Consider the following 26,951-nt stretch of genomic DNA (forward strand, 5'->3'; position numbering starts at 1 on the left):
GTGCTCGCAGTGGCCGAACCTAAAGAGCGGGAGCGTATCCTTCAACGGACGTCCCCGTTTTTTTACAGCCAGCACATTGCCCGTGCCCCCAACACCCGCTGCACGGGCGCTATACAAGAACATCCAAGGTTGTCTTCGGGAGGGCACAGCATTGATTACCCCTGCGATACTGGCATTGGAAGACGGCAGTATATTCCATGGTATTTCCATCGGCGCTGAAGGACATACCCATGGGGAAGTCGTTTTCAACACCGCCATGACAGGCTATCAAGAAATCCTTACCGACCCCTCCTACCTCCAGCAGATCGTCACGCTGACCTATCCTCATATTGGCAATACCGGTATCAACCACGAAGACGTGGAGTCCGACCGTGTGTGTGCCGCAGGATTGGTAATTCGCGACCTGCCGCGTCTGGCCAGCAACTTCCGTAGCCAGATGGCGCTTGATGACTATCTCCGTGAGCAGAATGTGGTCGGTATCGCAGATATCGACACACGACGATTGACGCGACTGCTACGCGAAAAGGGTTCACTGAAAGGCGCGATTCTGGCAGGAAGTGAAGCGCAGGGCGATGACGCCGAAGCGCGAGCCATTGCACTGGCGTCCAGCTTCCCCGGCCTAAAAGGGGCCGATCTTGCTCAGGTGGCAACGACACAAGAACGCTTGGAGTGGCACCAAGGCGAGTGGCAACTGGCCCACGGCTACTCCGACGCCGAAAAGCAAGAACGTCCGTATCACGTCGTCGCCTACGACTTCGGCACCAAATACAACATCTTCCGCATGCTGACCGAACGCGGCTGCCGCCTGACAATTGTCCCGGCGACCACGCCAGCGGATGAGGTGCTGGCACTGGCACCCGATGGTGTCTTCCTGTCCAACGGCCCGGGTGACCCCGAGCCCTGCACCTACGCGATCGACGCGATCCGTACGGTCATGGCGCAGAAGATCCCGACCTTCGGCATCTGTCTTGGTCATCAGCTGCTGGCACTGGCCAGTGGTGCGCGTACGGCTAAGATGAGCCACGGTCACCATGGGGCCAACCACCCGGTGCAGGACCTGGATTCCGGCAAGGTGCTCATCACCAGCCAGAACCACGGGTTCGCCGTAGATGAAGAGAGCCTGCCGGCGCACCTGCGCGCTACGCACCGATCGCTCTTCGACGGCACGCTGCAAGGCATCGAACGCACCGACTGCCCGGCCTTCAGCTTCCAGGGTCACCCTGAAGCCAGTCCGGGGCCGCACGACGTCGCGCCTCTGTTCGACCGCTTCATCGAGCTGATGAAGGCCAACAAGACGGCCTGATGAACAGCCCGGACGGCCTTGTGCCGTCCGGTATGAACCGGATCACATCTTGAATCTTTGCCACTGCCTTGCAGGCGGTGGCCGTTCACTGCGGACTCAGTCATGCCAAAACGTACTGACATCAACAGCGTTCTGATTATCGGCGCCGGCCCCATCGTTATTGGGCAGGCGTGTGAATTCGACTATTCCGGCGCACAGGCGTGCAAGGCGCTGCGCGAAGAAGGCATTCGCGTCATTCTGGTCAACTCTAACCCGGCCACTATCATGACCGACCCGGTCATGGCGGACGCGACCTACATCGAGCCGATCACCTGGCAGGCGGTTGAGCGCATCATCGAAAAAGAACGTCCCGATGCACTCCTGCCGACCATGGGCGGTCAGACAGCGCTTAACTGCGCCCTCGATTTGGAACGCGAAGGCGTACTGGAACGCTACGGCGTTGAGATGATCGGTGCCAACGCCGATACCATCGACAAGGCCGAAGACCGCGACCGTTTCGACAAGGCGATGCGTGCCATTGGCCTTGAATGCCCGAAAGCGCGTATCGCGCACTCTATGGATGAAGCGTGGGAAATCCAGGGCGAACTCGGCTTCCCTTGCATCATTCGCCCGTCCTTCACCATGGGCGGCTCTGGCGGTGGCGTGGCCTACAACCGTGAAGAGTTCGAGACCATCTGCACCAGCGGCTTCGATCTGTCACCGACTCGCGAGCTGCTGATCGACGAATCGCTTTTGGGCTGGAAAGAATACGAGATGGAGGTGGTGCGTGACCGCAAGGACAACGCCATCATCGTCTGCTCGATCGAGAACTTCGATCCGATGGGGGTTCACACCGGTGACTCCATCACGGTCGCGCCTGCACAGACGCTGACCGACAAGGAATACCAGATCATGCGTGACGCCTCTTTGGCGGTGCTACGCGAGATCGGTGTCGAAACCGGGGGTTCCAACGTACAGTTCGGTGTCGATCCTGAGACCGGCCGCATGGTCGTGATCGAGATGAACCCGCGCGTATCGCGTTCTTCTGCGCTGGCGTCCAAGGCAACGGGCTTCCCGATCGCTAAGATCGCCGCCAAGCTCGCGATCGGCTACACGCTGGATGAGCTGGACAACGACATCACCGGTGGTGCAACGCCGGCATCGTTCGAACCGGCCATCGACTACGTCGTCACCAAAATTCCGCGCTTCACGTTTGAGAAGTTCCCGCAGGCCAACGACCGTCTGACCACCCAGATGAAATCCGTGGGTGAGGTCATGGCGATCGGCCGTACCTTCCAAGAATCGCTGCAGAAAGCATTGCGCGGTCTGGAAACCGGCATCGACGGTCTGGACCCGCGCATCGACGAACTGAGCTATGAAAGCGAGCAGCAGCTCCAGCGCGAGCTGCAGAGTGCCGGGCCGGAGCGCATCCTGTATGTTGCCGACGCGTTCCGTCTGGGCTACAGCGTTGATCGCGTGTTTGGCTACACCAACATTGATCCGTGGTTCCTTGTTCAGCTCGAAGAGCTGGTCGCCGCTGAAAAATGGGTGACGGAACATACACTGGCTGACCTGGACTACGCGACGCTACGTCGTCTCAAACGCCAGGGCTTCGGCGATGCTCGTCTGGCCACGCTGCTGAACGTCAGCGAACAGGCCGTGCGCGATCATCGTCATGCACTGAAGCTGCGTCCGGTCTACAAACGCGTCGATACCTGTGCGGCTGAGTTCTCCACGTCCACGGCGTACCTGTACTCTACCTATGAAGAAAAGTGCGAAGCTGAGCCGACCAGCAACCGCAAGATCATGGTGCTGGGTGGTGGTCCTAACCGTATCGGGCAGGGGATCGAGTTTGACTATTGCTGTGTTCATGCGGCGCTGGCGCTGCACGAAGACGGCTATGAAACACTGATGGTCAACTGCAACCCGGAAACGGTGTCTACCGACTACGACACCAGTGATCGCCTCTACTTTGAGCCGGTCACGCTGGAAGACGTACTGGAAATCGTGCACAAGGAACAGCCGGAAGGCGTCATTGTGCAGTTCGGTGGTCAGACGCCGCTGAAACTGGCGCGTGCGCTAGAAGCCGCGGGCGTCAACATCATCGGGACGACGCCGGATGCCATCGACCGTGCCGAAGACCGCGAGCGTTTCCAGCACATGATCGACAAGCTGGGTCTGCGCCAGCCGCCGAACGCGACGGCACGCAGCTTCGATGAAGCCTTCGCGAAAGCTGAGGCCATCGGCTATCCGCTGGTCGTGCGCCCGTCGTACGTGCTGGGTGGTCGCGCGATGGAAATCGTCTATAGTCCGTCCGAGCTTGAGCATTACATGACCACGGCCGTGCGCGTATCCAACGACAGTCCGGTACTGCTGGATCACTTCTTGAGCGCTGCTGTCGAAGTGGATATCGACGCCGTTTCCGATGGTGAACTGGTTGTGATCGGCAGCGTGATGCAGCACGTTGAGCAGGCGGGTGTTCACTCCGGTGACTCTGCCTGCTCGCTGCCGCCGTATTCTCTGCCGAAAGACGTGCAGGACGAAATGCGTCGCCAGGTCAAGGCTATGGCGGTCGAGCTGGGCGTTGTCGGTCTGATGAACGTGCAGATGGCATGGCAGGACGGCCTGATCTACATCATCGAAGTTAACCCGCGCGCATCGCGTACCGTGCCGTTCGTATCCAAGTGCATCGGCCGCTCGCTGGCGCAGGTTGCAGCCCGCTGTATGGCCGGTCAGACGTTGGTTTCGCAAGGGTTCACGGAAGAGGTCATTCCGACGTTCTACAGCGTTAAGGAAGCCGTCTTCCCGTTCAACAAGTTCCCAGGTGTCGACCCGATCCTGTCGCCGGAAATGAAATCGACCGGTGAAGTCATGGGTAGCGGAGCCACCTTCGCGGAAGCCTTCTACAAGGCGCAGATCGGTGCCGGTGCGCCGCTCCCGCAGAAGAACGGCCCTCGCACGGCATTCCTATCAGTACGCGACCCGGACAAGAAAGGCATTATCGAGGTTGCGCATGCTCTGATAGCATTGGGCTTTAAATTGGTTGCCACACGCGGGACGGCGGATGCGCTGTCATCTGCGGGCCTGCCTGTGGTCATTGTCAACAAGGTTTACGAAGGGCGTCCGCATATCGTCGATATGCTGAAGAACGGGGACGTCGATTACATCGTCAATACCACTGAAGGGCGTCAAGCCATCAGTGACTCGTCCGAGATCCGCCGTACGGCGCTGGCCCGCAAAGTGCCTTATGCGACCACGTTGGCCGGCGCTCAGGCGATCTGTATGGCGCTCGAATATGGTGATCGACTGAACGTGCGGCGTCTTCAGGATTTGCATGCAGGAGCAACGGAATGAATAAAGTGCCGATGACGGTTAATGGCGAGACACGCCTGCGCGAAGAGCTGGTTCAGCTCAAGACCGTAGAGCGTCCTCGTGTCATCGCGGATATCGCAGAAGCGCGTGAGCACGGCGATCTTAAAGAAAATGCCGAGTACCACGCTGCGCGAGAACAGCAAGGCTTCATCGAAGGCCGTATCCAAGAAATCGAAGGCAAGCTGTCCAACGCGCAGGTCATCGACGTCACCAAGCTGACGAACACCGGCAAGGTGATCTTCGGTACGACGGTCACACTGCTGAACCTCGATACGGATGCCACTACGCGCTACCGTATCGTGGGCGAAGACGAAGCCGATATCAAAAACGGCATGATCTCGCTGACGTCTCCGATCGCCCGCGCGCTGATCGGCAAGGAAGAAGGCGATATCGTCAACGTCCGTACGCCGGGCGGTGATGTTGAGTTCGAAATCAGCGACGTCGAGTACATCTGATGTCGTGATCCATCCAAGGCTTTGTCCTTGAGTGGATGACAAGAGCCCGCCCGGCCATTGCTGGGCGGGCTTTTTTTATGGACGAAAGTGAAGAGCGCCTCAAGGCATTGAGGGATAGGTACAGGCTGACCGCCTCGCGTTCATAGCGCTGGTAAATTTCGGGCATAATGGTTTATGTGCGAGAGGCTACTGTCGGCGAGCGGACAAGAACAACAGCACGCAGAGGCGTCGTTTTCGCGCATTCTTACGACAATATCACGATAGGAGAGTCGCTCATGGCGCTCATATGGTATCTGCTGGCAGGCGTCTGCTCTGGATTGCTGGCCGGCATGTTCGGTATCGGTGGAGGCATGATCATTGTGCCCGTGCTGGTCTACTGCTTTACCGCCCTGAACGGTATCGAGGCCGGTGTTGCCATGCACGTTGCGTTGGGTACGTCACTGGCCATCATCGTCTTCACCTCGATCAATGCCGTTATTGCCCACCAGCGTAAGGGGGCCGTGGAGTGGGGGGTGCTAAAAGGCATGACAATCGGGATTGCCGTCGGTGCCGTGCTGGGGGCCGCCACGGCCTCGTGGCTGTCAGGTGCCGCACTGCAGGTGATCGTCGGGCTGTTCTCGTTGACGATGGCGGCTCAGCAGGTTCGTGAGGTCATTAAGGGCAAACGCCAGACCGGCAATGAGGCAGCTCAGGCCGACTACCCTTTGCCGTCGCGGATGTGGCAGTACGGTAGTGGGGCGGTTATCGGATGGGCGTCGGCGTTGTTCGGTATTGGTGGCGGCTCGCTGACAGTGCCGCTGCTGACGTCCAAAAAGCTGAGCATGCACCGCGCCGTTGCGACCTCTTCAGCCTGTGGGCTGGCCGTTGCGCTGTTCGGGGCTGCGGGCAATATGGCCTTTGGGTGGGGCAAGGAGGGGCTGCCCGCGTGGAGCATTGGCTATGTGAATTTGCCGGCGCTGTGCGGCGTGGCTGTTGCCAGCATGCTGTCTGCTCACCTAGGGGTGAGGATCGCTCATCGAGCATCGGGCGTACAGCTGAAGCTGGGCTTCGCGCTGTTGATGCTGTGTGTCGGTATCGACTTCCTTTACAGCGCGTGGTGGGGCTAGGCGCTGTCACTGCCGCTACACTATGGTTATGGATGTTCCGGAAACAACAAAGGCGACCCTTGGGTCGCCTTCCGTAGTCTGCATGGCGCATGGTTAGCGCATGCGAAGACTCAGACGCTGTAGCGTGTCACGTTGGACAGCTTGCTGCCGTCGCGGTTGCGGCGATACAGCAGGGCGATCTTGCCGATGGTCTGCACCAGTTCCGCACGCGTCTGCTCAATCAGAGCTTCGATCTGAGCGGCGCGTTCGTCACGTTCGCCAGACATCAGCTTCACTTTGATCAGCTCGTGATCCGCCAGCGCACGCTTGGCCTCTTCGACCGCCCCGGCGCTCAGACCGTTCTCAGAGATCTGTACGATAGGGGAAAGATGATGGCCGATGCTGCGGAACTGCTTCTTTTGTGCCGATGTAAGAGGCATGGTATGTTGGTCACCTAAAAATGTACGATAGTCGACCTCCCAGTCTACCCTATCTGCTGGCATGTTGACCAACCTCTGTCATGTGTCACCTCTGGCACCGGCGCATAGCGGTTGACGGGACAGTACGAATGATCTCTTCTCTCTTCAGGTGGTCCCTTGGCTCGTTCCTCTTCTCGATCAGGCGGTTCCGATAACGGTTCCCAACGCACTTCCCGTAGTCGCAGCAGTGCAGGCTGGCTCAGGGAGCATTTTGACGATGTCTACGTCCAGAAATCATGGGTCGATGGCTATCGCTCGCGCGCCAGCTACAAGCTTTTGGAAATAGACGAAAAGGACGCATTGCTGAAGCCGGGCATGCGCATCGTCGACCTCGGCGCGGCACCGGGTGGGTGGAGTCAGGTCGTGACTCAGAAACTGAACGGCAATGGAACGGTCGTCGCATCGGATATCCTTCCCATGGAGCCGCTCCCAGACGTAAGCTTCATTCAGGGTGACTTCACCGAAGACGCGGTACTTGATGCCATACTGGCAGAGATTGCCGGACGTGAATTCGACGTAGTGCTGTCGGACATGGCACCTAACATGAGTGGGCAGACCTCCATCGATCAGCCGAGCGCCATGGGACTGGTCGAGTTGGCGCTGGATCTGGCCCGTCAGATTCTGAAACCCGGTGGTGACTTTCTGGTCAAGGTGTTTCAGGGCGAAGGGTTTGATGCCTACCTTAAGGACATGCGCGGCTCGTTCGATAAGGTCGTTACGCGCAAGCCCGGTGCTTCGCGTGCGCGCTCGCGAGAAGTCTATCTGCTAGGACGCGGTTTTCGTGGCTGATTGAGCTACCTCGCCGTTAAAGCTGTGCAATACTTGTATTGCGATACCGATGGCCTCATCTCTGGATAAAGCAGCATGTCCTGAATGAGCATGTCTGGAAAGAAGTAGTCGCCCGACGCACTTTGAGGTGTGTTGGCCTCAGAATCATGCAGTGAGGGTAATCCCTTGAACGATACGACCAAGAACCTGAGTCTATGGTTGATCATCGCAGTGGTGCTGCTGCTGGTGTTCAACAATTTCAGCGTTGACTCAGCGCCTCCGGCGGTCAGCTATTCCGACTTCGTCCACAATGTGCAGGACGATAAGGTCAAGAGCGTTACCATCGATGGCTACGTCATCCATGGCAAACAGCAGGATGACACGTCTTTCCAGACTATCCGTCCGAGCGTGGGCGATGATCCTCAGCTGATCAATCAGATGCTGCATCACGACATCAAAATCGACGTCCGTGAGCCGCAACAGCCGAGCATCTGGAAGAGCCTGCTGATCAGTGCCTTCCCGATCCTGCTGACGCTGGGTGTGTTCTTCTTTTTCATGCGCCAGATGCAGGGCGGTGCCGGCGGCAAGGGCGGCCCGATGAGCTTCGGTAAATCCAAGGCGCGTCTGCTGTCGCAGGATCAGATCAACACCACGCTGAAGGATGTGGCGGGCTGCGATGATGCCAAGGCCGAAGTGGCTGAGCTGGTCGACTTCCTGCGTGACCCGGGCAAATACCAGCGTCTGGGCGGCAAGATTCCGCGCGGTATCCTGATGGTCGGCCCTCCAGGGACGGGTAAAACCCTGCTGGCTAAGGCAATCGCTGGTGAAGCGAAAGTGCCGTTCTTCACTATCTCGGGTTCCGATTTCGTCGAAATGTTCGTCGGGGTTGGGGCATCGCGCGTGCGCGACATGTTCGAGCAGGCCAAGAAAAGCGCGCCGTGCATCATTTTCATCGACGAGATTGATGCCGTAGGCCGTGCACGTGGCGGCAGCATGAGCGGTGGCGGTCACGATGAACGTGAGCAGACCCTCAACCAGCTGCTGGTCGAGATGGACGGTTTCGAGAAAAACGATGGCACCATCGTGATTGCGGCAACCAACCGTCCCGATGTGCTGGACAAGGCGCTGCTGCGTCCGGGCCGATTTGACCGTCAGGTCACCGTTGACCTGCCTGATTTCAAAGGACGCGAACAGATCCTCAATGTGCACTTGGCGAAAGTGCCGTGTGCCGATGATATCGACGTCACTAAGCTGGCACGTGGTACACCGGGCTTCTCCGGGGCGCAGCTGGCCAACTTGGTCAACGAAGCTGCGCTGTTCGCTGCCCGCCGCAACCTGCGTCTGGTTGGCATGAAGGAACTCGACGATGCGCGTGACAAGCTCATCATGGGGCTTGAGCGCCGCTCGCTGATGACCGACAAGGAAAAGTTCAGCACCGCCTATCACGAAGCAGGTCATGCAATCGTGTCCCTACACGTGCCGGAATACGACCCGATCTACAAAGTGTCGATCATGCCGCGTAGTGGTGGTTCGCTGGGTGTCACCATGTTCCTGCCGGAAGAAGCGTACAGCGAATCGCGCCGCAAAATGGTCAGTCGTATCTGTGTCGCGATGGGTGGCCGTGCCGCCGAGGAAATTCTGCACGGGCCGGAAGGCGTGACCTCCGGTGCTTACGGTGATATTCAGCAGATCACCCAGGTGGTCTACAACATGCTGTCGCGCTACGGTCTGTCCGACAAGCTGGGCATGCTGCTGTATGATGATCCGCAAAACCAGTACATGGACAGTCAGGGCGCCAAGCGTTTTATGTCCGAAGAAACGCGCCAGCTGCTGGACCGCGAAGCGCGTCGCATCATTGACGAGTGCTATCAGGAAACCACGCGTATCCTGGTCGAGCACAAGGACAAGCTGGACCTGATGGCCAAAGCGCTGGTGGAATACGAAACGCTCGATTCCGATCAGGTCGCTGAAATCATGGAAGGCCGTTTCCCGTCTCCGCCTAAATCCACCGATGGTGGCACGCCGCCGAACGGTGGTCAGGTGATCGACGGTACGGCCACGCCGGTCAACGGCGGTGGTGATGTACAGCCGCCGCCCAGCGAGCCCGGCGACAATGTTCGTGATGAACGCTCCAACGATGATCCGCAGGACCCGCGTTCATGAGGTCACTGTCTGAGTGATCCCATGACGCCATAACGGGCAGGTAGGGGAAACCCTGCCTGCCCGTTGTCATTTGTACGCTGCCGGGTTGCATGTGCGGCCGTAATGCTGCGGCATGATGGTTCGCCTGATCCGGCCATGGCTTGAAGAACAACGAAGGTAATGATCAATGCCTCAGCCTACCTCCTCTTTCCCGATGGCATCGTCCGCACTGGTCTGTGGGCGAAAGACGCTCGACTTGAGTCGGCCTCATGTCATGGGAGTGCTCAACGTCACGCCCGACTCCTTTTCGGATGGGGGGTGCTACAACACCGTTGATGCCGCGCTGAAACGCGCAGAAGCCATGCTGGCGGAAGGCGCCGATATCATCGACGTCGGGGGCGAGTCCACTCGCCCCGGAGCGGCGCCGGTGACGGCTCAGGAAGAGCTGGATCGTGTTGCGCCAGTGGTTGAGCGCTTGGTGGACGAGCTGGACGCGTTGGTATCGCTGGATACTAGCTGTCCAGTGGTGATGACGGAAGGTGCTCGTCTGGGCGCTGGCATTATTAACGATGTACGCTCTCTGACCCGTGAAGGTGCCCTAGACGCAGCGGCCGCCACATCGTTGGCCGTCTGTCTGATGCACATGACCGGCGAGCCGGATACCATGCAGCTGTCGCCTCATTATGACGAGCCTATCGAAGCGGCCGTGGCACGGCAGCTGGCAGAGCGAATGCACGCGTGCGAGATTGCCGGCATTGCAGTTGACCGTTTGATCCTTGATCCGGGTTTTGGCTTCGGCAAGACCTTGGCGCATAATCTTCGCTTGATGCAACAGATGGATACGTTGCAGGTATTCCGTCGCCCGCTGCTGGTGGGGGTGTCGCGTAAGACTATGATCGGGCAAGTGCTCGACCGTCCGCTCGCACCGCTGGGTGAAGGGCGCATCATGGGCGGACTGGCATTGGCCGTCATGGCGCTTGAGCGTGGCGCGACCATCATTCGTACTCACGATGTGGCCATTACGCGTGATGCCATGGATATGTTCCATGCCGTACAGCAGGCATGACGAATTTTTCAGGGTCGCTGGATGGCGGCCAATGATCGTCTTGATCAAACAAAAGACAGTGAGGAGAGAAGCGTGTCAGCCAAGACAACAGCACGCCGTTTCTTTGGAACCGACGGTATCCGCGGCACAGTAGGTGAATATCCCATTACGGCCGATTTCGTGCTCAAGCTGGGATGGGCCGCCGGCCGCGTTCTGCGCCGCAACGGGGCCGCGAAAGTGGTCATCGGTAAGGACACGCGTATCTCCGGCTATATGTTCGAAGCCGCTCTGGAAGCTGGTTTTTCCGCGGCAGGCGTTGATGTCATGCTGCTGGGACCGATGCCTACCCCCGGCATTGCGTACATGACGCAGACTTTCCGTGCGCAGGCCGGTGTCGTCATCAGCGCTTCGCACAACCCGTATCAGGACAATGGCATCAAGTTCTTCTCTGCCGACGGGCGCAAGATTCCCGACGACATCGAGCTTGAAATCGAAGCAGAGCTGGAACGCCCGCTGACGACTGTCGTGTCCAACGAACTCGGTAAGGCTGTGCGCATCAACGACGCTGCTGCGCGCTACATCGAGTTTTGTAAGTCTTCAATGCCTGAACGCACGGGCCTGCAAGGGTTGAAAGTGGTGCTCGACTGCGCCAACGGTGCAACCTACCACATCGCCCCCAGCGTCTTCCGCGAACTCGGTGCCGACGTCACGGTCATCGGTGCTTCTCCGGACGGCCTCAATATCAACCGCAATGTCGGCTCGACGTCCATTCGTGCGCTCAAGGCGAAAGTGATCGAAACCGGAGCCGATATCGGCGTGGCATTCGACGGTGACGGTGACCGTGTCATTATGGTGGATGAACACGGCCGCGAAGTTGACGGTGACGAACTGCTCTATCTTATCGGTAATGATCGCCATAAGCGTGGTGTGCTGCACGGCGGCATCGTCGGTACCGTGATGAGCAACCTCGGCCTTGAAAATGCGCTTAAGCGCAAAGGCATTCCGTTCGAGCGTGCACAGGTCGGCGACCGCTATGTCATCGAGCGCATGCAGGCCAATGGTTGGGAGCTGGGCGGTGAATCATCGGGTCACATCGTCTGCGGACACGTTCAGACCACCGGCGATGGTATTGTTGCCGCGCTTCAGGTGCTGTCGATCATGATGCGCGAAGGCCGTACGCTGAATTCCTTGTTGCAGAACTTCGAAAAAGCGCCGCAATCACTGATCAACGTGCGTCTGGACAGCCGTGCGGATCGCAAGGCGCTGATGGAAGCCGAGGCCGTTCAGCAGGCCGTTACGGCCGTCGAGGCTGAGCTGGGTGAAGAGGGTGGTCGCGTACTGCTGCGTCCCTCCGGCACTGAGCCGTTGATCCGTGTCATGGTCGAAGCGCAGCCCGCATTCGATGCCCATGCACTGGCAACGCGCATCGCGGATGCTATTGAAGCAGCACGCGCCGCGTAATGCGTCGACGATCGGCAGGGAGCGCCGCACGCGCCCTGCCGGTTGTATTGGGCACGGTCGTCCATTACCATTTCGAGCCAACACGTGAGGGCGGGTACTGAAATGCGCAAGCCCATGATCGCGGGTAACTGGAAAATGAACGGTACTCGGCAGCTGGTGGCTGCGTACCGCAAAGCCTTTATGGATACGGATATCACCGACAAGGTCGATGTCCTGCTGATCCCTTCGTTTCCTTATATCGGTGAGATGGTGCGCGCCCTGCTGGGCAGTGGCGTCAAGGTGGGTGCTCAGACGCTCAACCCTCGCGGTGCCGGTGCTCATACTGGGGAAGTCAGTGGCGTGATGTTGCACGAACTGGGCGCAGAATATGTGCTGGTCGGGCATTCCGAGCGTCGCCGGCTGTACAAGGAAAGCGAAGACGAAATATTCGCGCGTGTAAATGCGGCGGTAAGCGAACAGCTTCACCCTATCTTGTGCGTGGGCGAAACGCTCGAACAGCATAAGTCGGGTAATGCACTGGCAACGGTGCTGCATCAGGTCAGCTCCGTGATGGAGCGCCTCGATGCGCGCTACCTTTCGTGGGTGTCGATTGCCTACGAACCGGTCTGGGCTATTGGCACTGGGCTGACGGCAACGCCAGAGCAGGCGCAGGAAATACACGCGGCCATTCGGGAATATCTCCATGAAATTGATCCCGAATTGGCTGAATCGACCCGGTTGCTCTACGGTGGCAGCATGAACGCGCACAATGCGCGTCGTTTGCTGGCCCAGCCGGATATCGACGGCGGTCTTATTGGCGGCTCCTCATTGAGGACCGAAGATTTTCTTTCAATCTGTCATGTTGCAGGTCAAAACTGATGACGTATCTGACTCTTGTGGTTCATATCCTCCTGGCGATCAGCCTGATCGTTCTGGTTCTGCTGCAGCAAGGCAAGGGGGCCGAAGCGGGCGCAGCCTTCGGTGGCGGCGCGTCCCAAACCGTATTCGGTTCCCGCGGTAGCACCGGCTTCCTTGCCAAGCTGACTGGCCTGCTGGTCCTGCTGTTCTTCGTGACGTCACTGGGACTGACGGCATTTGCCCATCATGCTCAGAAAGTCGCGACCGAAGTGCAGACGGCACCGGCTACCACCAGCGTGTCAGAGCCTGCGGCGGCGACCGAAGAAAACAATTCTGCCAAAGCCGTTGACGAAACACCGGCTACCGTGGATAATGCAGCGCCTGTACAGGATAAAGCGCCTGCTGCTGAACAGCAGAGCACGCAACATCCTGCACAGTGATGCAGTGAAACAACCTGTTGATAGATCAACAAGGTTTGTGTAGAGTACACTGCATATCCCCTGATGCCGAAGTGGTGGAATTGGTAGACACGCTATCTTGAGGGGGTAGTGGCCGTAAGGCCGTGCGGGTTCAAGTCCCGCCTTCGGCACCATCTAAGCATCTTTTTTACGATGCGGGTACGGTTGGAAGCAAGAATAAGCAGCATGCATCGTTTTCTGATTGCTTTAGTGAAACGATGTCTCTACAATGTTGCTTGATGATGCGGGGTGGAGCAGTCTGGTAGCTCGTCGGGCTCATAACCCGAAGGTCGTTGGTTCAAATCCAGCCCCCGCTACCACTTATTTTATACGGAAAGCCCCTTCCAGATAGAAGGGGCTTTTTGTTACGAGGTAGCCACGACATGCACCCTGCATGACGAGGATGCACCTCGAAGGCGATGCCAATCGGCCACCTCTCGATGTTCTGTCCGGCCAGGTGCCAGTCAACCTCCGCTAGGTACCCCTGTATGCCGACCTGATATAGCACGGCGCTTTGGCCTTGCATCGGGAGCAGGTGCCCGTTTGGCACCTGCCATCGGAATCCATACAGAGGAGCCTTGCTAGTGGCTACCAAGGAAACAGCAATTCAGACACTCATCGGGCCTACCATTTCGGCCATGGGGTTCGAACTGTGGGGAATCAGTCATATCTCCCAGGGACGCAACTCCAGGCTTGTCATCTATATCGACAGTGACAAAGGCGTCACCGTTGACGACTGTGCTGATATCAGCCGTCAGGTCAGCGCGCTGCTCGATGTCGAAGATCCCATCTCAGGACATTACGATCTAGAAGTGTCTTCTCCTGGAATGGATCGTCCCCTTTATACGCTTTCGCATTACGAACGCTACGCTGGACACCAGATTCAGTTGCGGCTTCGCGTTCCTTTCGAAGGTCGTCGCAAGTTCCAGGGATTGCTGGCTGGCGTTGAGCAAGACGAAGTGCTCCTGCATGTCGATGGTGAGGAATATGCCTTTCCCATCGAAGGCATTGAGCGCGCCAACGTGATGCCAACCTTCGAAAACAAGAGATGAAAGACTAAGCGTCTGCCCTCGATATCGACGAGGAAAGGGTCGCTCACAGGGATGATGACGTGAGCAGCGGACGTGGTAAAAACGATTTTTCTGGCGAGGCAAAGACATGAGCAAAGAGATCTTGCTGGTCGTTGACGCAATTTCGAATGAAAAAGGTGTTCCGCGCGAGGTCATCTTCGAAGCTGTAGAGGCCGCATTGGCAGGCGCTTCGAAGAAGCGTCTCGAAGGACAGGACGTCGATATCCGTGTTCATATCGACCGTGATACCGGGGATTACGAAACTTTCCGTCGCTGGACAGTCGTGCCCGATGAAGACTACACCACGTCCCACCGACAGATTCCGTATTCTGCGGGTCTGGAGCGTGAGCCTGCACTCGATATGGGTGAGTGCGTCGAAGAAAAGATCGAATCGGTCGGCTTCGGACGCATCGCTGCCCAGATGGCGAAGCAGATCATCGTACAGAAGGTTCGTGAAGCTGAACGCGCTGAAATTGTGCGTCAGTATCGCGAACGTGAAGGCGAAATCATCAGCGGTACGGTCAAGAAAATCACGCGTGACGGACTGATCGTCGACCTTGGCGAGAATGCAGAAGCTTTCCTGCCGCGCAACGAAATGATCTCTGGTGAACGCTATCGCATGAACGAGCGCGTACGCGCGCTGCTGTGGAAGGTCGATGCCGAAGCGCGTGGCTCACAGCTGATCCTGTCTCGCTCTCGTCCAGAATTCCTGATCGCGCTGTTCGAAATCGAAGTACCTGAAATCGCCGAACAGCTGATCGAAATCAAGGGCGCTGCGCGCGATCCGGGTTCCCGTGCCAAACTGGCCGTGAAAACCAATGATCGTCGTATCGACCCCGTCGGCGCTTGCGTCGGCATGCGAGGCTCTCGTGTGCAAGCCGTTTCCAACGAGCTGCGCAACGAGCGCGTCGACATCGTATTATGGGACGATAACCCCGCTCAATTGGTTATCAACGCTATGGCACCGGCTGACGTCGCTTCCATCATGATGGATGAAGACGCCCACGCTATGGATGTCGCCGTAGCCCAAGACAATCTGGCCCAGGCTATCGGCCGTGGTGGTCAGAACGTTCGTTTGGCATCCGAGCTGACCGGCTGGTCGCTCAATGTCATGACGGAAGAAGAAGCGCTTGGCAAGCGTGAACAGGAAATCGACAGTCACGTCGATTACTTCGTGGAGCACCTCGGCATCGACGAGGAGCTGGCGCGCGTACTGGTCGAAGAAGGCCTGACCTCGCTCGAAGAAGTGGCCTATGTGCCGCTCGACGAAATGCTCGAAATCGAAGGGCTGGATGAAACGCTCGTCGAAGAGCTGCGGTCACGTGCCAAGGATGAGCTGCTCAATCTTGCCATCGCGACAGAAGAGAATCTGGACGGCGCTCAGCCGGCAGATGATCTGCTCGAGATGGAAGGTATGGATCAAACGCTGGCCCTTACGCTGGCCGCGCGTGGCATCTGTACTATGGAAGATCTGGCCGAGCAGGCCATCGAAGATCTCAAGGATATCGACGGCGTGGATGAAGAACGCGCCGCCGCATTGATCATGACGGCCCGTGCGCCCTGGTTCGCAAGCGAAGATTGATCGCTGTATGGCTGCCGCTGGCACATGAGTGCCCGGCAGCATCATGTCGCAATGGGCAGCAACGGGTTCAGGAGGGTCGAATGGCAGAAATGACGGTTAAGGAATTTGCACAGAAGGTGGGCCGTGAGTCGGCACGCTTGCTGGAGCAGATGAAGGAAGCAGGTCTCGAGCATGCGTCTGAGAATGATGTGGTGTCTGAAGAAGACAAACAGCGTTTGCTGGAGCATCTGACTCGCCAGCACGGCGGTAACGCTGGCCCAGGCCGTAATCGCATTACCCTGACGCGTAAGACGAAAAGTCGTCTGCGCACAGGTGATCGTAACAAGACGATCGAAGTGCAGGTGCGCAAGAAACGTACCTACGTAAAACCGGAAACCGAAGAACCGGCTCCGGCAGAAGAAGCCGTCAAGCAAGAGCAGCCGAAGAAACAGGATGCTGTCCGCTCTGAAAGCAAAGCGAAGCCGCGTGATGAAGCGCCTCGCAATGCCAGCAAGCGTGAAGAAGCTCCCGTTGTCGACGTTGATGCAGCGGCTACGGCCGTCGTCGATGTCGAAGGCGCTCCAGCGGCAGGCGATGACGCTGACTCCAGTGCGGCAAGTTCGCGCGCTGAAGGCGGTCGTCGCAATCGCAAAGACCGTAAAGAAGCGAGCTCCGAACGTCGTGAAGACAACGAAGAGCGTCGCGAACGTCGTCGTGGCGGTGCCAAGAAAACGCGTCGTTCCGAACGTCGCGGTGGCCGTCGCAGCGGTGGCAGCCAGAACAGCAACAATGCTCATGGCTTCCAGCGTCCTACTCAGCACATCGTGCGTGAAGTAGCGCTTCCGGAATCCATCAGTGTTGCAGAGCTGGCCGACAAGATGGCCGTCAAAGCGGCTGAAGTCATCAAAACCATGTTTACCATGGGTGCTGCCGTTACCATCAACCAGACCATCGATCAGGAAACTGCTGCGATTGTCGTGGAAGAGATGGGCCACACGCCGAAACTGGTCAACGAAAACGCTATCGAGCTCGAAGTGCTCGAAGCGAACAACTACGACGGTGAGAAGGTCAATCGCGCACCGGTCGTTACCGTCATGGGTCACGTTGACCACGGTAAGACCTCGCTGCTCGATTACATTCGTCGTACTAAGGTCGCCACAGGTGAAGCGGGTGGTATCACCCAGCACATCGGTGCCTACCACGTCGAAACCGACAACGGCAACATCACGTTCTTGGATACCCCTGGACACGCGGCGTTTACCGCCATGCGTGCTCGCGGTGCGAAAGCGACCGACGTGGTCATCCTCGTTGTTGCGGCCGATGACGGTGTCATGCCGCAGACGATCGAAGCGATCGAACACGCGCGTGCCGCAGAAGTGCCGATCGTTGTCGCGATCAACAAGATCGACAAGCCGGGCGCTGATCTGGACCGCGTACGCAACGAACTGTCACAGCACGGTGTCATCTCCGAAGAATGGGGTGGCGATACCATGTTCGTGCCGGTCTCCGCGAAGATGGGACAGAACATCGACGGCCTGCTCGAAGCAGTCCTGCTGGTGTCTGAAGTCCTTGAGCTGGATGCTGTACCGTCCGCACCGGGTAAAGGTGTCGTCGTCGAATCCCGCTTGGATCGTGGTCGTGGCCCCGTGGCAACCGTACTGGTTCAGAACGGTACCCTGCGTAAGGGCGATACCGTACTGGCGGGCCTGCACTACGGTCGCGTCCGTGCGCTGATCAACGAACTGGGTCAGCAGATCGACGCTGCCGGTCCGTCCATGCCGGTCGAGATCATTGGTCTTGACGGTACGCCGGACGCCGGTGAAGAGTTCACGGTTGTTGCTGATGAGAAGAAAGCGCGTGAAGTCGCCAACTTCCGTCAGGGCAAATACCGTGAGGTCCGCCTGGCTCGCCAGCAGAAAGCCAAGCTGGAGAACATGTTCAGCCGCATGAGTCAGGAAGAGAGTGCAACGGTCAACGTCGTACTCAAAGCGGACGTACAGGGTTCTCTGGAAGCGATCCGCAGCGCGCTTGCCGACCTGGCCAACGACGAAGTCAAAGTGGCTGTCGTTTCCTCCGGTGTGGGTGGTATCACCGGTACTGACGCGAACCTGGCTGTGGCATCCGATGCCATCGTCATCGGTTTCAACGTCCGTGCGGATGCCAGTGCGCGTGAGATCATCGAACGTGAAGGTCTCGACCTGCGCTACTACAGCGTCATTTACCAGCTGATCGATGAGGTCAAGCAGGCGATGAGCGGTATGCTGGCACCGGAATGGAAAGAAGAGATCGTTGGTGTAGCCGAAGTCCGCGACGTCTTCCGTGCGCCGAAGATCGGTGCGATCGCCGGCTGTATGGTCGTCGAAGGGACGGTTTACCGCAGCAAGCGTATCCGCGTTCTGCGTGACAACGTGGTTATCTACGAAGGCGAGCTGGAATCTCTGCGTCGCTTCAAAGATGACGTTAACGAAGTCCGTAACGGTATGGAATGTGGTATCGGCGTTCGCAACTACAACGACGTTCAGGTCGGTGACAAGATCGAAGTCTTCGATCAGGTCAAAGTCGAACGTTCACTCTGATCGCCTTCTCATTGAAAGGGGCTATGCATGCGTGAATTTAAGCGTACCGATCGAGTGGCAGAGCAGCTCCAGCAGGAGCTAGCTCTTCTGATCCAGCGCGAGGTGAAAGACCCTCGCCTGGGGATGGTCACCATCAGTTCGGCGAAAGTCAGCCGCGATCTGGGTTACGCCGATGTCTATTTCACCCTGCTGGGCGATAACGACGCCGTGAGCATCAAGGATAACCTGGCGATTCTTCGCCAGGCCTCCGGGTTCTTGCGTAGCCGTATCGCACGCACCATGTCGCTGCGCCATGTGCCGGAACTGCGTTTCCACTACGATGAAAGCGTCGTGCGTGGGCACCAGCTGTCGGCGCTGATCGATGAAGCCGTAAAAAGCGACCAGCAGCACCAGGGTGATGCTGACGCGAGCGCAGAAGATTCAGACGAGGCGTAATCGTCATGGCAAGACGTCGGAAAGGGCGTGCCTTGGATGGTGTGCTGCTGCTGGACAAGCCCAAGGGCTTGAGTGCCAACCAGGCCTTGCAGCGAGCACGCCGTCTCTTCCAGGCGGCCAAGGCAGGGCATACCGGAACGCTGGATCCCATGGCAACGGGTCTACTGCCTGTCTGCTTTGGTGAAGCCACTAAGTTCTCGGCTTACCTGCTGGACGCCGACAAGCGCTATCAAGCGCGTGTACAGCTTGGCGTGGCGACCGATAGCGGTGACGCTGAAGGTCAGGAAATTGCCCGCGCTGAAGTGCCCGTGCTGGATGAAGCCGCGCTTGAAGCGGTACTGACACGTTTCCGTGGCGAGATCGAACAGGTGCCTCCGATGTATTCGGCCCTGAAATACCAAGGGCGTCCGCTGTATGAGTTGGCGCGCCAAGGCATTGAGATCAAGCGGACACCGCGTCAGGTCACCCTGTATGACATCACGCTGATGGAATGGGACCCTGATACGCAGTCACTGCTACTGGATGTGACGTGCAGCAAGGGAACCTATATCCGGACGCTGGCGATCGACATCGGTGCCGCCATCGGGTGTGGTGCACACCTGACCATGCTGCAGCGGTTGCAGACTGGCCCTTTCAATAGTGAAGGCATGCTGAGTCTGGAGGCACTGGAAGCTACGGAAGAAGTTGCGCGTGATGCTCATCTGCTGCCGGTCGATGTGCTGATAGAGCACCTGCCGACCGTGAATGTGGATGCTGCATCGGCTGAGCGGCTACTGATGGGGCAGAAGGTGCATGCCGACACGGCAACGCATGACGACGACGTCATGCTGAGAGCGTATGAAGGTGATCGCCTGCTTGGGTTGGTCACCGTCGTCAAGGCGGGTGTAATTGGTCCTCGGCGTCTGCTGAGAACTGTGTTATAGTCCGCCGCTGAACTGGATGACTGCAAATATGCGTGGTCATCTCTCACATGCTGTCAAGGCATATTGATACTGGAGAATATCATGGCTCTGTCTACAGAACAGAAAGCTCAGATCATCAAAGAATTCGGTGCCAGCGAAACGGATACCGGTTCTTCCGAAGTACAGGTTGCACTGCTGACCGCTAACATCACTGGTCTGCAGGATCACTTCCAGTCCCACAAACAGGATCACCACTCTCGTCGTGGTCTGATCCGCATGGTTAACCAGCGTCGCAAGCTGCTGGACTACCTGAAATCTCGCGATTTCGACCGTTACCAGTCTCTGATCCAACGTCTGGGTCTGCGTCGCTGATATCGGCGGTGTTGCAAGCATCGTGAAAACAGGCAGCCTGAACAGGCTGCCTGTTTTTTCATATGTGTACATCTGGAAACAGCGTCTCGCACGCTGTGTCTCAAGGAAAGCGGCTTTCCTCGCTGTCACAATTCCGATGACAGATTGGCAGGAAGGCTCTACCATTGAGGCGTAACCAAAGATGCCTATATACAAAGTTTATCGAAGGACTTCAGATTGAATCCTGTCAAGAAGACATTCCAGTACGGTGGCAAGACGGTCACCCTCGAAACCGGTCGTGTTGCCCGTCAGGCTACCGGTAGCGTTCTGATTTCTATCGACAACACCGTCGTACTGTGTACGGTCGTTGCCAAGAAAGAGACCCGTGAAGGTCAGGACTTCTTCCCGCTGTCCGTTCACTATCAGGAAAAAACCTACTCCGTAGGTAAGATCCCTGGTGGTTTCTTCAAGCGTGAAGGCCGCCCGACAGAAAAAGAGACGCTGACGTCTCGTCTGATCGACCGCCCGATTCGTCCGCTGTTCCCGAAAGGCTTCATGAACGAAGTACAGGTTATCTGTACCGTCATGTCCGCTGATCGCAATCAGGATCCGGATATCGCTGCCATGCTGGGTACGTCTGCAGCGCTGGCCGTTTCTGGTGTACCGTTCTCCGGTCCTATCGGTGCAGCACGCGTTGCCTTCACCGAAGATCGCGGCTATTTCCTCAACCCGTCCCAGGAAGAACTGGCAGCGTCCGAGCTTGACATGGTCGTAGCGGGTACTGAGAAAGCCGTACTGATGGTGGAATCCGAAGCGGCTGAGCTGACAGAAGACGAAATGCTGGGTGCCGTACTGTTCGGTCACCAGGAAATGCAGGTTGCTATCGAGAACATCAAGGCGTTCGCTGCTGAAGCGGGCAAGCCGAAATGGGACTGGCAGCCGGCAGCCGTCAACGATGCGCTCAAACAGGCCGTGGCACTGGGCTTCGAAAAAGCGATCGGTGACGCTTACCGCATCACTGACAAGCTGCAGCGTCAGGACGCCGTTGCCGAACTGCGCAACAAGGCGGTTGAGCAGCTGGCTGGCGAAGTCAGCGAGTTCTCTGCAGAAGACGTCAGTGGCGCATTCGGTAGTCTCGAGAAACGCGTCGTTCGTCGTCGTGTCATCGCTGGCGAGCCTCGTATCGACGGCCGTGACCGCACTACCGTTCGTCCGCTGAGCATCGAAGTTGGCGTTCTGCCGCGTGCACACGGTTCTGCGCTGTTCACTCGTGGTGAAACGCAGGCAATCGTCACGACCACGCTGGGTACGCTGCGCGATGCACAGCTGATCGAAGGCCTGGGTGGCGAACGTCATGACCGCTTCATGCTGCACTACAACTTCCCTCCGTACAGCGTAGGTGAAGCAGGCTTCATCGGTTCCCCGAAACGTCGTGAGATTGGCCACGGCCGTCTGGCACGTCGCGGTGTTTCCGCGGTACTGCCGGCAGAAGACGCCTTCCCTTACTCCATTCGTGTCGTATCCGAAATCACCGAATCCAACGGTTCCAGCTCTATGGCATCCGTCTGCGGTGCTTCTCTGGCACTGATGGACGCGGGTGTACCGTTGAAAGCACCGGTTGCCGGTATTGCGATGGGTCTGGTCAAGGATGAAGACGGTTTCGCTGTTCTGACCGACATCCTCGGTGACGAAGACCATCTCGGCGACATGGACTTCAAGGTGGCCGGTAGCGCTGAAGGTGTTACTGCACTGCAGATGGACATCAAGATCGAAGGCATCAACGAAGAGATCATGGAAGTGGCGCTGGCTCAGGCCTATCAGGCACGCCTGTCCATCCTCTCCCAGATGAACGAAGTGATCTCTCAGAGCCGTAACAGCGTTGCCGAGCACGCTCCGGCTATGGCATCGATCAAGATCGATACCGATAAGATCCGCGATGTCATCGGTAAAGGTGGTGCTACCATCCGCCAGATCTGCGAAGACACGGGCGCATCCATCGACATCGACGATGACGGTACCGTTCGTATCTACGCCGATACCCGTGAGGGTCTGCAGCAGGCCATCAATACCGTTGAAGGCATCACTGCCGAAGCGGAAATTGGCAAGCTGTATCGCGGTAAGGTTGTACGCATCGCTGACTTCGGCGCATTCGTGAACTTCATGCCGGGTACCGACGGTCTGGTACACATCTCTCAGATCGTGCCGGAACGCGTCAACGACGTGAAAGACTTCCTGAACGAAGGCGATATGGTCGTCGTTAAGGTGCTCGATATCGATAACCGCAACCGTGTGAAACTGTCCATCAAGGAAGTAACACCGGAAGAAAAAGCGGCGTTCGAAGCTAGCGAAGCAGAATGATGTGAGGTGTGAGCGGGGTCTGTTTGGACTCCGTTCTCATCCGCATTGAAAAGCCCCCGTACTCGTTGAGTGCGGGGGCTTTTTCATATGTGGTGCAGCCATGAGTAGCGGATATGGCGTAGTGCCGGTCAAAACGGCGCTCTGGAGGACGATCAGACCAGCGTGGCTGGCCGTTATGAGGCTGTGGCAAGCCGTGGTATGGCTGTGAGGGCTAATCTGAACCGTTCGGCTTTAGGCGACAGGAAGCTCTACCTTCAGGTTATCCAGCAGGCGCGTGGTGCCGAGATAGGCAGCGACCAACAGAATGCCTTCACGGGTATCTTCCGTTGCGGGTACCAGCGTGTGGCGATCACGCAGCTCAAGGTAGTCTGCGGTGAACCCCTGAGCATCCAGCTGACGGATGCCTTCTTCAAGGGCCTGTTCGTGACTCAGCCCCTGTTCCAGCAGTTCTTTGATACAGATGAGGGTTCTGTACAGAGCCGGTGCCGTAGCGCGCTCGACATCTGATAAATAGCCGTTGCGGGATGACAGCGCCAGCCCGTCATGGTCGCGTACGATCGGTGCGCCCAGTACCTCAACCGGGAAGTGCAAATCGCGCACCAAGGCTTTGATGACCTGCAGCTGCTGGTAGTCCTTCTCGCCGAAGATGGCCGTATCCGGTTGGACCAGATTGAACAGCAGAGAAATGATGGTGACAACGCCATCGAAATGGCCGGGACGCTTCGCGCCACACAGCCCTTGGCTGACAGAGCCCGCAACCACACGGGTCATGTCGCTGGCTGCGGCTGGGAAAAGATCGTCTGCCGCAGGAGCAAACAGAATATCGCATCCTGCGCCGTCCAGTTTTGCCGCATCGGCTTCCAGGGTGCGAGGGTACTGATCGAAGTCCTCCCCTTCACCGAACTGCAGCGGATTGACGAAGACCGTCGCAATGACGATGTCGGCCTGTTCTCGTGCCTGTCTAACGAGGCTCAGGTGGCCGTCGTGCAAGTTGCCCATGGTGGGAACGAGAGCAATGCGTCGTGCAGGTTGCCCTACGGGGTGGCGGAGGGTCGTTATGGCGTGGCGGAGTGTGGAAATGTCGGAAATCAGTCGCATGGGAAACTCGTATCATGCTGTACGGCGAGCATAGAGCGCCTTGCTCGCGGTAACCAAGTCGGTTTATGGGTCGAGCAGCCTCAGGCTTCTATTCGTGTATACCGTTCAGCCTGAGCGATGTGTCATTCGAATGCAGGCGCCTATTTATACGCCATGTCAGGAGGAGGGTAGCCAGCGAGGATGGCGCTCTGATGTCTGTCTCGCTGCTATTCACCCAGTGTGACTGGAAGGCTCGACCCTTCGTAAAGCCCTCAATGTACACCTCTCGGGGCGCTCCGTGTACGCATCGAGGTAATAAATCGCTAACGTTGCCTTATCCGTTCGATGCTGTAGGTATACGGGATGCGGTGGCATCGATAGGAAGTGCCGGCGCATGGCTGGCGGGTGTACGCGTCCATGCCATGCGCCAGAAAAAAGGCGTTAGAAGCAGTGTTCGTCGTCCGGGAAGGTGCGACTGACGACGGCGTCATGGTAAGCCGCCAGTGCTTCCAGTACGGAGTCTTCGCCCTTGAGGAAGTCCTTCACGAAGCGGGGAGTCTTTTCACCCGTCATGCCGAGCATGTCTTGAATTACGAGAATCTGACCATCGACGTCCGGCCCTGCTCCGATACCGATGACCGGTACCGTCAGTGCATCGCGTACCTGCTGTGCAAGTGCGGCGGGCACGCATTCTAGCAGCACGATCGCAGCACCAGCCTGCTCAAGGTCCAGCGCATCGTCAATGATGCGCTGCGCGTCGTCAGGATCACGGCCCTGTACGCGATAGCCACCGAAATTGTTGACGTGCTGAGGTGTCAGGCCCAAGTGCACGCAGACAGGCACGCCGCGCTGAGTGAGTTCGGCAATGGCCTCATGACGCCATGCACCACCTTCAATCTTGATCATGTGGGCACCGGCCTGCATCAGCGTGCAGGAGGCTTCAAGAAGGTGAGACAGGCTGGTATCGGCCATGAAAGGCAGGTCGGCCATGATCAACGGACGGGAGGTGACGCGTGCAACACAGCGAGTGTGATAGGCGATGTCATCGACAGTAACAGGCAGCGTGCTGGTTTGGCCCTGCATGACCATGCCGAGAGAGTCACCGATCAGCAGTACATCAATGCCTGCTTCTTCGGCGAGACGTGCCATGGAGGCATCGTAGGCGGTCAGACAGCTGAAGGGTGTATTGCTTTCACGTCGGCCGACTAGGGTAGCGATCGTGACAGATGACATGAGGTATCCTCGTGTGCATGAACGTATGAAGGGAACACAAGGTGCCCTATAGACGCGTTAGCGTACCACGAAGCTCATCGGTCACAAGTGTACTAATCGGGAGATTCATGCCCGGGTGCATCAGGGTTGGGGCGATATCCAGTAAGGGAATCAGCACGAACCCACGCTGATGCATTTCATGATGGGGAAGATTAAGGCGGGGGTGATGCATTACGCGATCATCGTACATCAGTAAGTCGAGATCCAGCGTGCGTGGTCCCCAGTGGCGCACGCGAACGCGTCGCTGACGTTGTTCGATGCTCTGGAGTTGATCCAGCAGCGCCAGAGGCGAGAGTGCTGTACGAAGATGGACACAGGCATTGACGAAATCAGGCTGATCCTGCGGCCCAACCGGTTGACTGCCGTACAGCGGCGAAGTGGCAACCCGTTGGGTCAAGGGCAGCGCATCCAGATGCTCAAGCGCCCGCATCAGCTGCGCTTTAGGATCATCAAGGTTGCTGCCTAGGCCGATATAGGCGTCATGCCATGTCAGCATCAGCTTGTTCTCTGCTCTTTGCGCGGCGAACGGCGACGACGGCGCGGGCGGCTGCTTGGTGCTTTGGCGGTAGATGCGGGCAGCGCAGCGATCATTTCACGGCGGCTGTGCTCATCCAGTGCCTGGTACTCTGTCCACCAGTCACCCAGACCCGGCTCAAGCTCGCCAGCGGCTTCGCGCAGCAGCAGGAAATCGTAGCTGGCGCGGAAGCGGGGATGCTCCAGCAGCTGATCAGCGCGTTTGCCACGGCGACGCGGCAGGCGCTGCTGCATGTCCCAGATATCCCGCATCGGCAGACTGAACCGTTTGGGAATAGACGTGTGTTGAAGCTGGCGCGTGATCGTTGTGTGCGCGGCCTGTTGACCGGCCGGAATTTCCGACATGCCTTCTGCCTGCATGGCCATGGACTCCATGACGACGGCAGGCCACAGCAGCGAGGCATACAGGAACGCTGGCGTCACCGGCTTGCCTGCGGCCAAACGTGCATCGGTGTTCTTAAGTGCCTGGCGGATCATCTTCTCGGCCCACGGCAGTACGCTCAACGCGTCGAACGTGGCCGGGAAGAGCATGGCGAATAGGCCTTGCTCACGCAGAATCAGATAGGTGGCCAGGGCTTTGCCGGACAGGAACAGTTTCAGCACTTCTTCGAAGAGGCGTGCAGGCGGAACCTGAAGCAGCATCGGCGCGAGCAGATGGATAGGCTCTTCGGTCTCTTCTTCCAGCGTGAAGTTGAGCTTGGCCGCAAAGCGTACCGCGCGCAGCATGCGTACGGGGTCTTCGCGATAGCGCACCTCGGGCTTGCCGATAAGGCGCAGGCAGCGCGCTTCCATATCTTCTATGCCGCCCGCCCAGTCGTGGATCGTGCCATCGATAGGGTTGTAGTAGAGCGCATTGACAGTGAAATCGCGGCGCAGGGCGTCTTGATCGACGCTGCCCCAAACGTTATCGCGCAGCAGCATGCCGTCTTCGGACTGCTGAGAGCGATGATCGCCCTCGTCGCCGGAGTGCTGACCGCGGAACGTGGTGACTTCGATGATCTCACGACCAAAGCAGACGTGAACGATACGAAAGCGGCGCCCGATGATACGAGCGTTGCGGAACAGTGCGCGCACCTCGTCGGGGGTGGCACTGGTGGCGACGTCAAAATCCTTGGGATCAAGCCCAAGCAGTCCATCTCGTACGCATCCCCCTACGAGATAGGCTTCATGACCCGCCTCTGCCAGCCGGTGGACGACCTTGAGCGCGTTTTCACTGAGTTGGTTTCGGCGCAGGATATGGTCCTTGCTACCAAGAATCCTGACGTGTCCTGAATGTTTGCCAATCGGGGTATTCAAACGATTACCGCTACCTGATGAAGTTGTATTGCCCATAAGGGCTAGGATTGACTGGTAGTGTAGCGAAGGCTTTTCTCATTTCAAAGCAGGTTATTGTGGAGCTTCTGCTGATTCTACACCGTTTTCCATCGCTAC

Annotated in this window: 22 protein-coding genes and 2 tRNA genes; 19 read left to right on the plus strand and 5 right to left on the minus strand. The window is 57.9% G+C overall.

The features are described from left to right. Nucleotides 1-151 precede the first annotated feature (151 nt). The 4 genes from carA to ACMHYW_RS01310 all read left to right on the plus strand — a co-directional run bounded on the left by carA (nucleotide 152) and on the right by ACMHYW_RS01310 (nucleotide 6,215). Nucleotides 152-1,303: a glutamine-hydrolyzing carbamoyl-phosphate synthase small subunit gene (gene carA, locus ACMHYW_RS01295; protein ID WP_027705417.1), complete on the plus strand. Its 1,152-nt coding sequence runs from the start codon at nucleotides 152-154 to the stop codon at nucleotides 1,301-1,303. Between the two features lie 102 nt (nucleotides 1,304-1,405). Beyond that, nucleotides 1,406-4,636, plus strand: coding sequence for a carbamoyl-phosphate synthase large subunit (gene carB, locus ACMHYW_RS01300; RefSeq protein WP_414500576.1), 3,231 nt, complete (start codon nucleotides 1,406-1,408; stop codon nucleotides 4,634-4,636). Continuing rightward, nucleotides 4,633-5,109: a transcription elongation factor GreA gene (gene greA / locus ACMHYW_RS01305; protein WP_414500577.1), complete on the plus strand. Its 477-nt coding sequence runs from the start codon at nucleotides 4,633-4,635 to the stop codon at nucleotides 5,107-5,109. The genes carB and greA overlap by 4 nt, the downstream gene beginning before the upstream one ends. Nucleotides 5,110-5,384: 275 nt before the next feature. Beyond that, entirely contained in the window at nucleotides 5,385-6,215 is an 831-nt protein-coding gene (locus ACMHYW_RS01310) for a sulfite exporter TauE/SafE family protein (protein ID WP_414500578.1), read from the plus strand. Between the two features lie 110 nt (nucleotides 6,216-6,325). Here ACMHYW_RS01310 and yhbY read toward each other — a convergent pair whose 3' ends face one another. Continuing rightward, the gene (yhbY, locus tag ACMHYW_RS01315; protein ID WP_027705421.1) at nucleotides 6,326-6,634 is read right to left on the minus strand and encodes a ribosome assembly RNA-binding protein YhbY; all 309 of its coding nucleotides are present in this window, start codon (nucleotides 6,632-6,634) and stop codon (nucleotides 6,326-6,328) included. Nucleotides 6,635-6,790: 156 nt separating this feature from the next. Here yhbY and rlmE point away from each other — a divergent pair, with 156 nt between their 5' ends. The 15 genes from rlmE to pnp all read left to right on the plus strand — a co-directional run bounded on the left by rlmE (nucleotide 6,791) and on the right by pnp (nucleotide 22,637). Beyond that, on the plus strand, nucleotides 6,791-7,462 hold the full coding sequence (rlmE, locus tag ACMHYW_RS01320) for a 23S rRNA (uridine(2552)-2'-O)-methyltransferase RlmE (RefSeq protein ID WP_051523893.1): 672 nt from the start codon (nucleotides 6,791-6,793) through the stop codon (nucleotides 7,460-7,462). Between the two features lie 165 nt (nucleotides 7,463-7,627). Beyond that, nucleotides 7,628-9,604: an ATP-dependent zinc metalloprotease FtsH gene (gene ftsH, locus ACMHYW_RS01325; RefSeq protein ID WP_414500579.1), complete on the plus strand. Its 1,977-nt coding sequence runs from the start codon at nucleotides 7,628-7,630 to the stop codon at nucleotides 9,602-9,604. Nucleotides 9,605-9,770: 166 nt separating this feature from the next. Further along, nucleotides 9,771-10,649: a dihydropteroate synthase gene (gene folP / locus ACMHYW_RS01330; RefSeq protein WP_414500580.1), complete on the plus strand. Its 879-nt coding sequence runs from the start codon at nucleotides 9,771-9,773 to the stop codon at nucleotides 10,647-10,649. A 72-nt stretch (nucleotides 10,650-10,721) separates the two neighbouring features. Then, on the plus strand, nucleotides 10,722-12,089 hold the full coding sequence (gene glmM / locus ACMHYW_RS01335) for a phosphoglucosamine mutase (RefSeq protein ID WP_414500581.1): 1,368 nt from the start codon (nucleotides 10,722-10,724) through the stop codon (nucleotides 12,087-12,089). A 102-nt stretch (nucleotides 12,090-12,191) separates the two neighbouring features. After that, on the plus strand, nucleotides 12,192-12,947 hold the full coding sequence (tpiA, locus tag ACMHYW_RS01340) for a triose-phosphate isomerase (RefSeq protein WP_414500582.1): 756 nt from the start codon (nucleotides 12,192-12,194) through the stop codon (nucleotides 12,945-12,947). After that, on the plus strand, nucleotides 12,947-13,366 hold the full coding sequence (gene secG, locus ACMHYW_RS01345; protein WP_414500583.1) for a preprotein translocase subunit SecG: 420 nt from the start codon (nucleotides 12,947-12,949) through the stop codon (nucleotides 13,364-13,366). The genes tpiA and secG overlap by 1 nt, the downstream gene beginning before the upstream one ends. A 65-nt stretch (nucleotides 13,367-13,431) precedes the next feature. After that, nucleotides 13,432-13,518, plus strand: a tRNA-Leu gene (locus ACMHYW_RS01350). 109 nt (nucleotides 13,519-13,627) lie between these two features. Next, nucleotides 13,628-13,704: transfer RNA gene (locus ACMHYW_RS01355), tRNA-Met, on the plus strand. 264 nt (nucleotides 13,705-13,968) lie between these two features. Beyond that, a complete protein-coding gene (rimP, locus tag ACMHYW_RS01360) occupies nucleotides 13,969-14,436 on the plus strand; it encodes a ribosome maturation factor RimP (protein WP_027705426.1) in 468 nt (155 codons plus the stop codon). Between the two features lie 106 nt (nucleotides 14,437-14,542). Further along, a complete protein-coding gene (nusA, locus tag ACMHYW_RS01365) occupies nucleotides 14,543-16,036 on the plus strand; it encodes a transcription termination factor NusA (RefSeq protein ID WP_414500584.1) in 1,494 nt (497 codons plus the stop codon). Nucleotides 16,037-16,116: 80 nt separating this feature from the next. Next, nucleotides 16,117-18,591, plus strand: a complete 2,475-nt coding sequence (gene infB / locus ACMHYW_RS01370) for a translation initiation factor IF-2 (RefSeq protein ID WP_414500585.1) — start codon at nucleotides 16,117-16,119, stop codon at nucleotides 18,589-18,591. 27 nt (nucleotides 18,592-18,618) lie between these two features. Then, a complete protein-coding gene (gene rbfA / locus ACMHYW_RS01375) occupies nucleotides 18,619-19,026 on the plus strand; it encodes a 30S ribosome-binding factor RbfA (RefSeq protein WP_414500586.1) in 408 nt (135 codons plus the stop codon). A 5-nt stretch (nucleotides 19,027-19,031) separates the two neighbouring features. Beyond that, the gene (gene truB, locus ACMHYW_RS01380) at nucleotides 19,032-19,949 is read left to right on the plus strand and encodes a tRNA pseudouridine(55) synthase TruB (protein WP_414500587.1); all 918 of its coding nucleotides are present in this window, start codon (nucleotides 19,032-19,034) and stop codon (nucleotides 19,947-19,949) included. Nucleotides 19,950-20,030: 81 nt separating this feature from the next. Further along, on the plus strand, nucleotides 20,031-20,300 hold the full coding sequence (gene rpsO / locus ACMHYW_RS01385) for a 30S ribosomal protein S15 (protein WP_027705431.1): 270 nt from the start codon (nucleotides 20,031-20,033) through the stop codon (nucleotides 20,298-20,300). Nucleotides 20,301-20,516: 216 nt separating this feature from the next. After that, a complete protein-coding gene (gene pnp, locus ACMHYW_RS01390; RefSeq protein ID WP_414500588.1) occupies nucleotides 20,517-22,637 on the plus strand; it encodes a polyribonucleotide nucleotidyltransferase in 2,121 nt (706 codons plus the stop codon). Nucleotides 22,638-22,868: 231 nt separating this feature from the next. Here pnp and panC read toward each other — a convergent pair whose 3' ends face one another. The 4 genes from panC to pcnB all read right to left on the minus strand — a co-directional run bounded on the left by panC (nucleotide 22,869) and on the right by pcnB (nucleotide 26,852). After that, complete coding sequence (gene panC, locus ACMHYW_RS01395; RefSeq protein WP_414500589.1) at nucleotides 22,869-23,735, minus strand: pantoate--beta-alanine ligase; 867 nt, start codon at nucleotides 23,733-23,735, stop codon at nucleotides 22,869-22,871. A 420-nt stretch (nucleotides 23,736-24,155) separates the two neighbouring features. After that, nucleotides 24,156-24,947 (minus strand): 3-methyl-2-oxobutanoate hydroxymethyltransferase, encoded by a 792-nt coding sequence (gene panB, locus ACMHYW_RS01400; protein ID WP_414500590.1) that lies wholly within the window; start codon nucleotides 24,945-24,947, stop codon nucleotides 24,156-24,158. A gap of 46 nt (nucleotides 24,948-24,993) precedes the next feature. Then, the gene (gene folK, locus ACMHYW_RS01405) at nucleotides 24,994-25,482 is read right to left on the minus strand and encodes a 2-amino-4-hydroxy-6-hydroxymethyldihydropteridine diphosphokinase (protein ID WP_414500591.1); all 489 of its coding nucleotides are present in this window, start codon (nucleotides 25,480-25,482) and stop codon (nucleotides 24,994-24,996) included. Continuing rightward, nucleotides 25,482-26,852: a polynucleotide adenylyltransferase PcnB gene (gene pcnB / locus ACMHYW_RS01410; RefSeq protein WP_414500592.1), complete on the minus strand. Its 1,371-nt coding sequence runs from the start codon at nucleotides 26,850-26,852 to the stop codon at nucleotides 25,482-25,484. The genes folK and pcnB overlap by 1 nt, the downstream gene beginning before the upstream one ends. Nucleotides 26,853-26,951 lie beyond the last annotated feature (99 nt).

This window comes from Zymobacter sp. IVIA_12111.31 C1 (assembly GCF_047495495.1).
GTDB lineage: Bacteria > Pseudomonadota > Gammaproteobacteria > Pseudomonadales > Halomonadaceae > Zymobacter.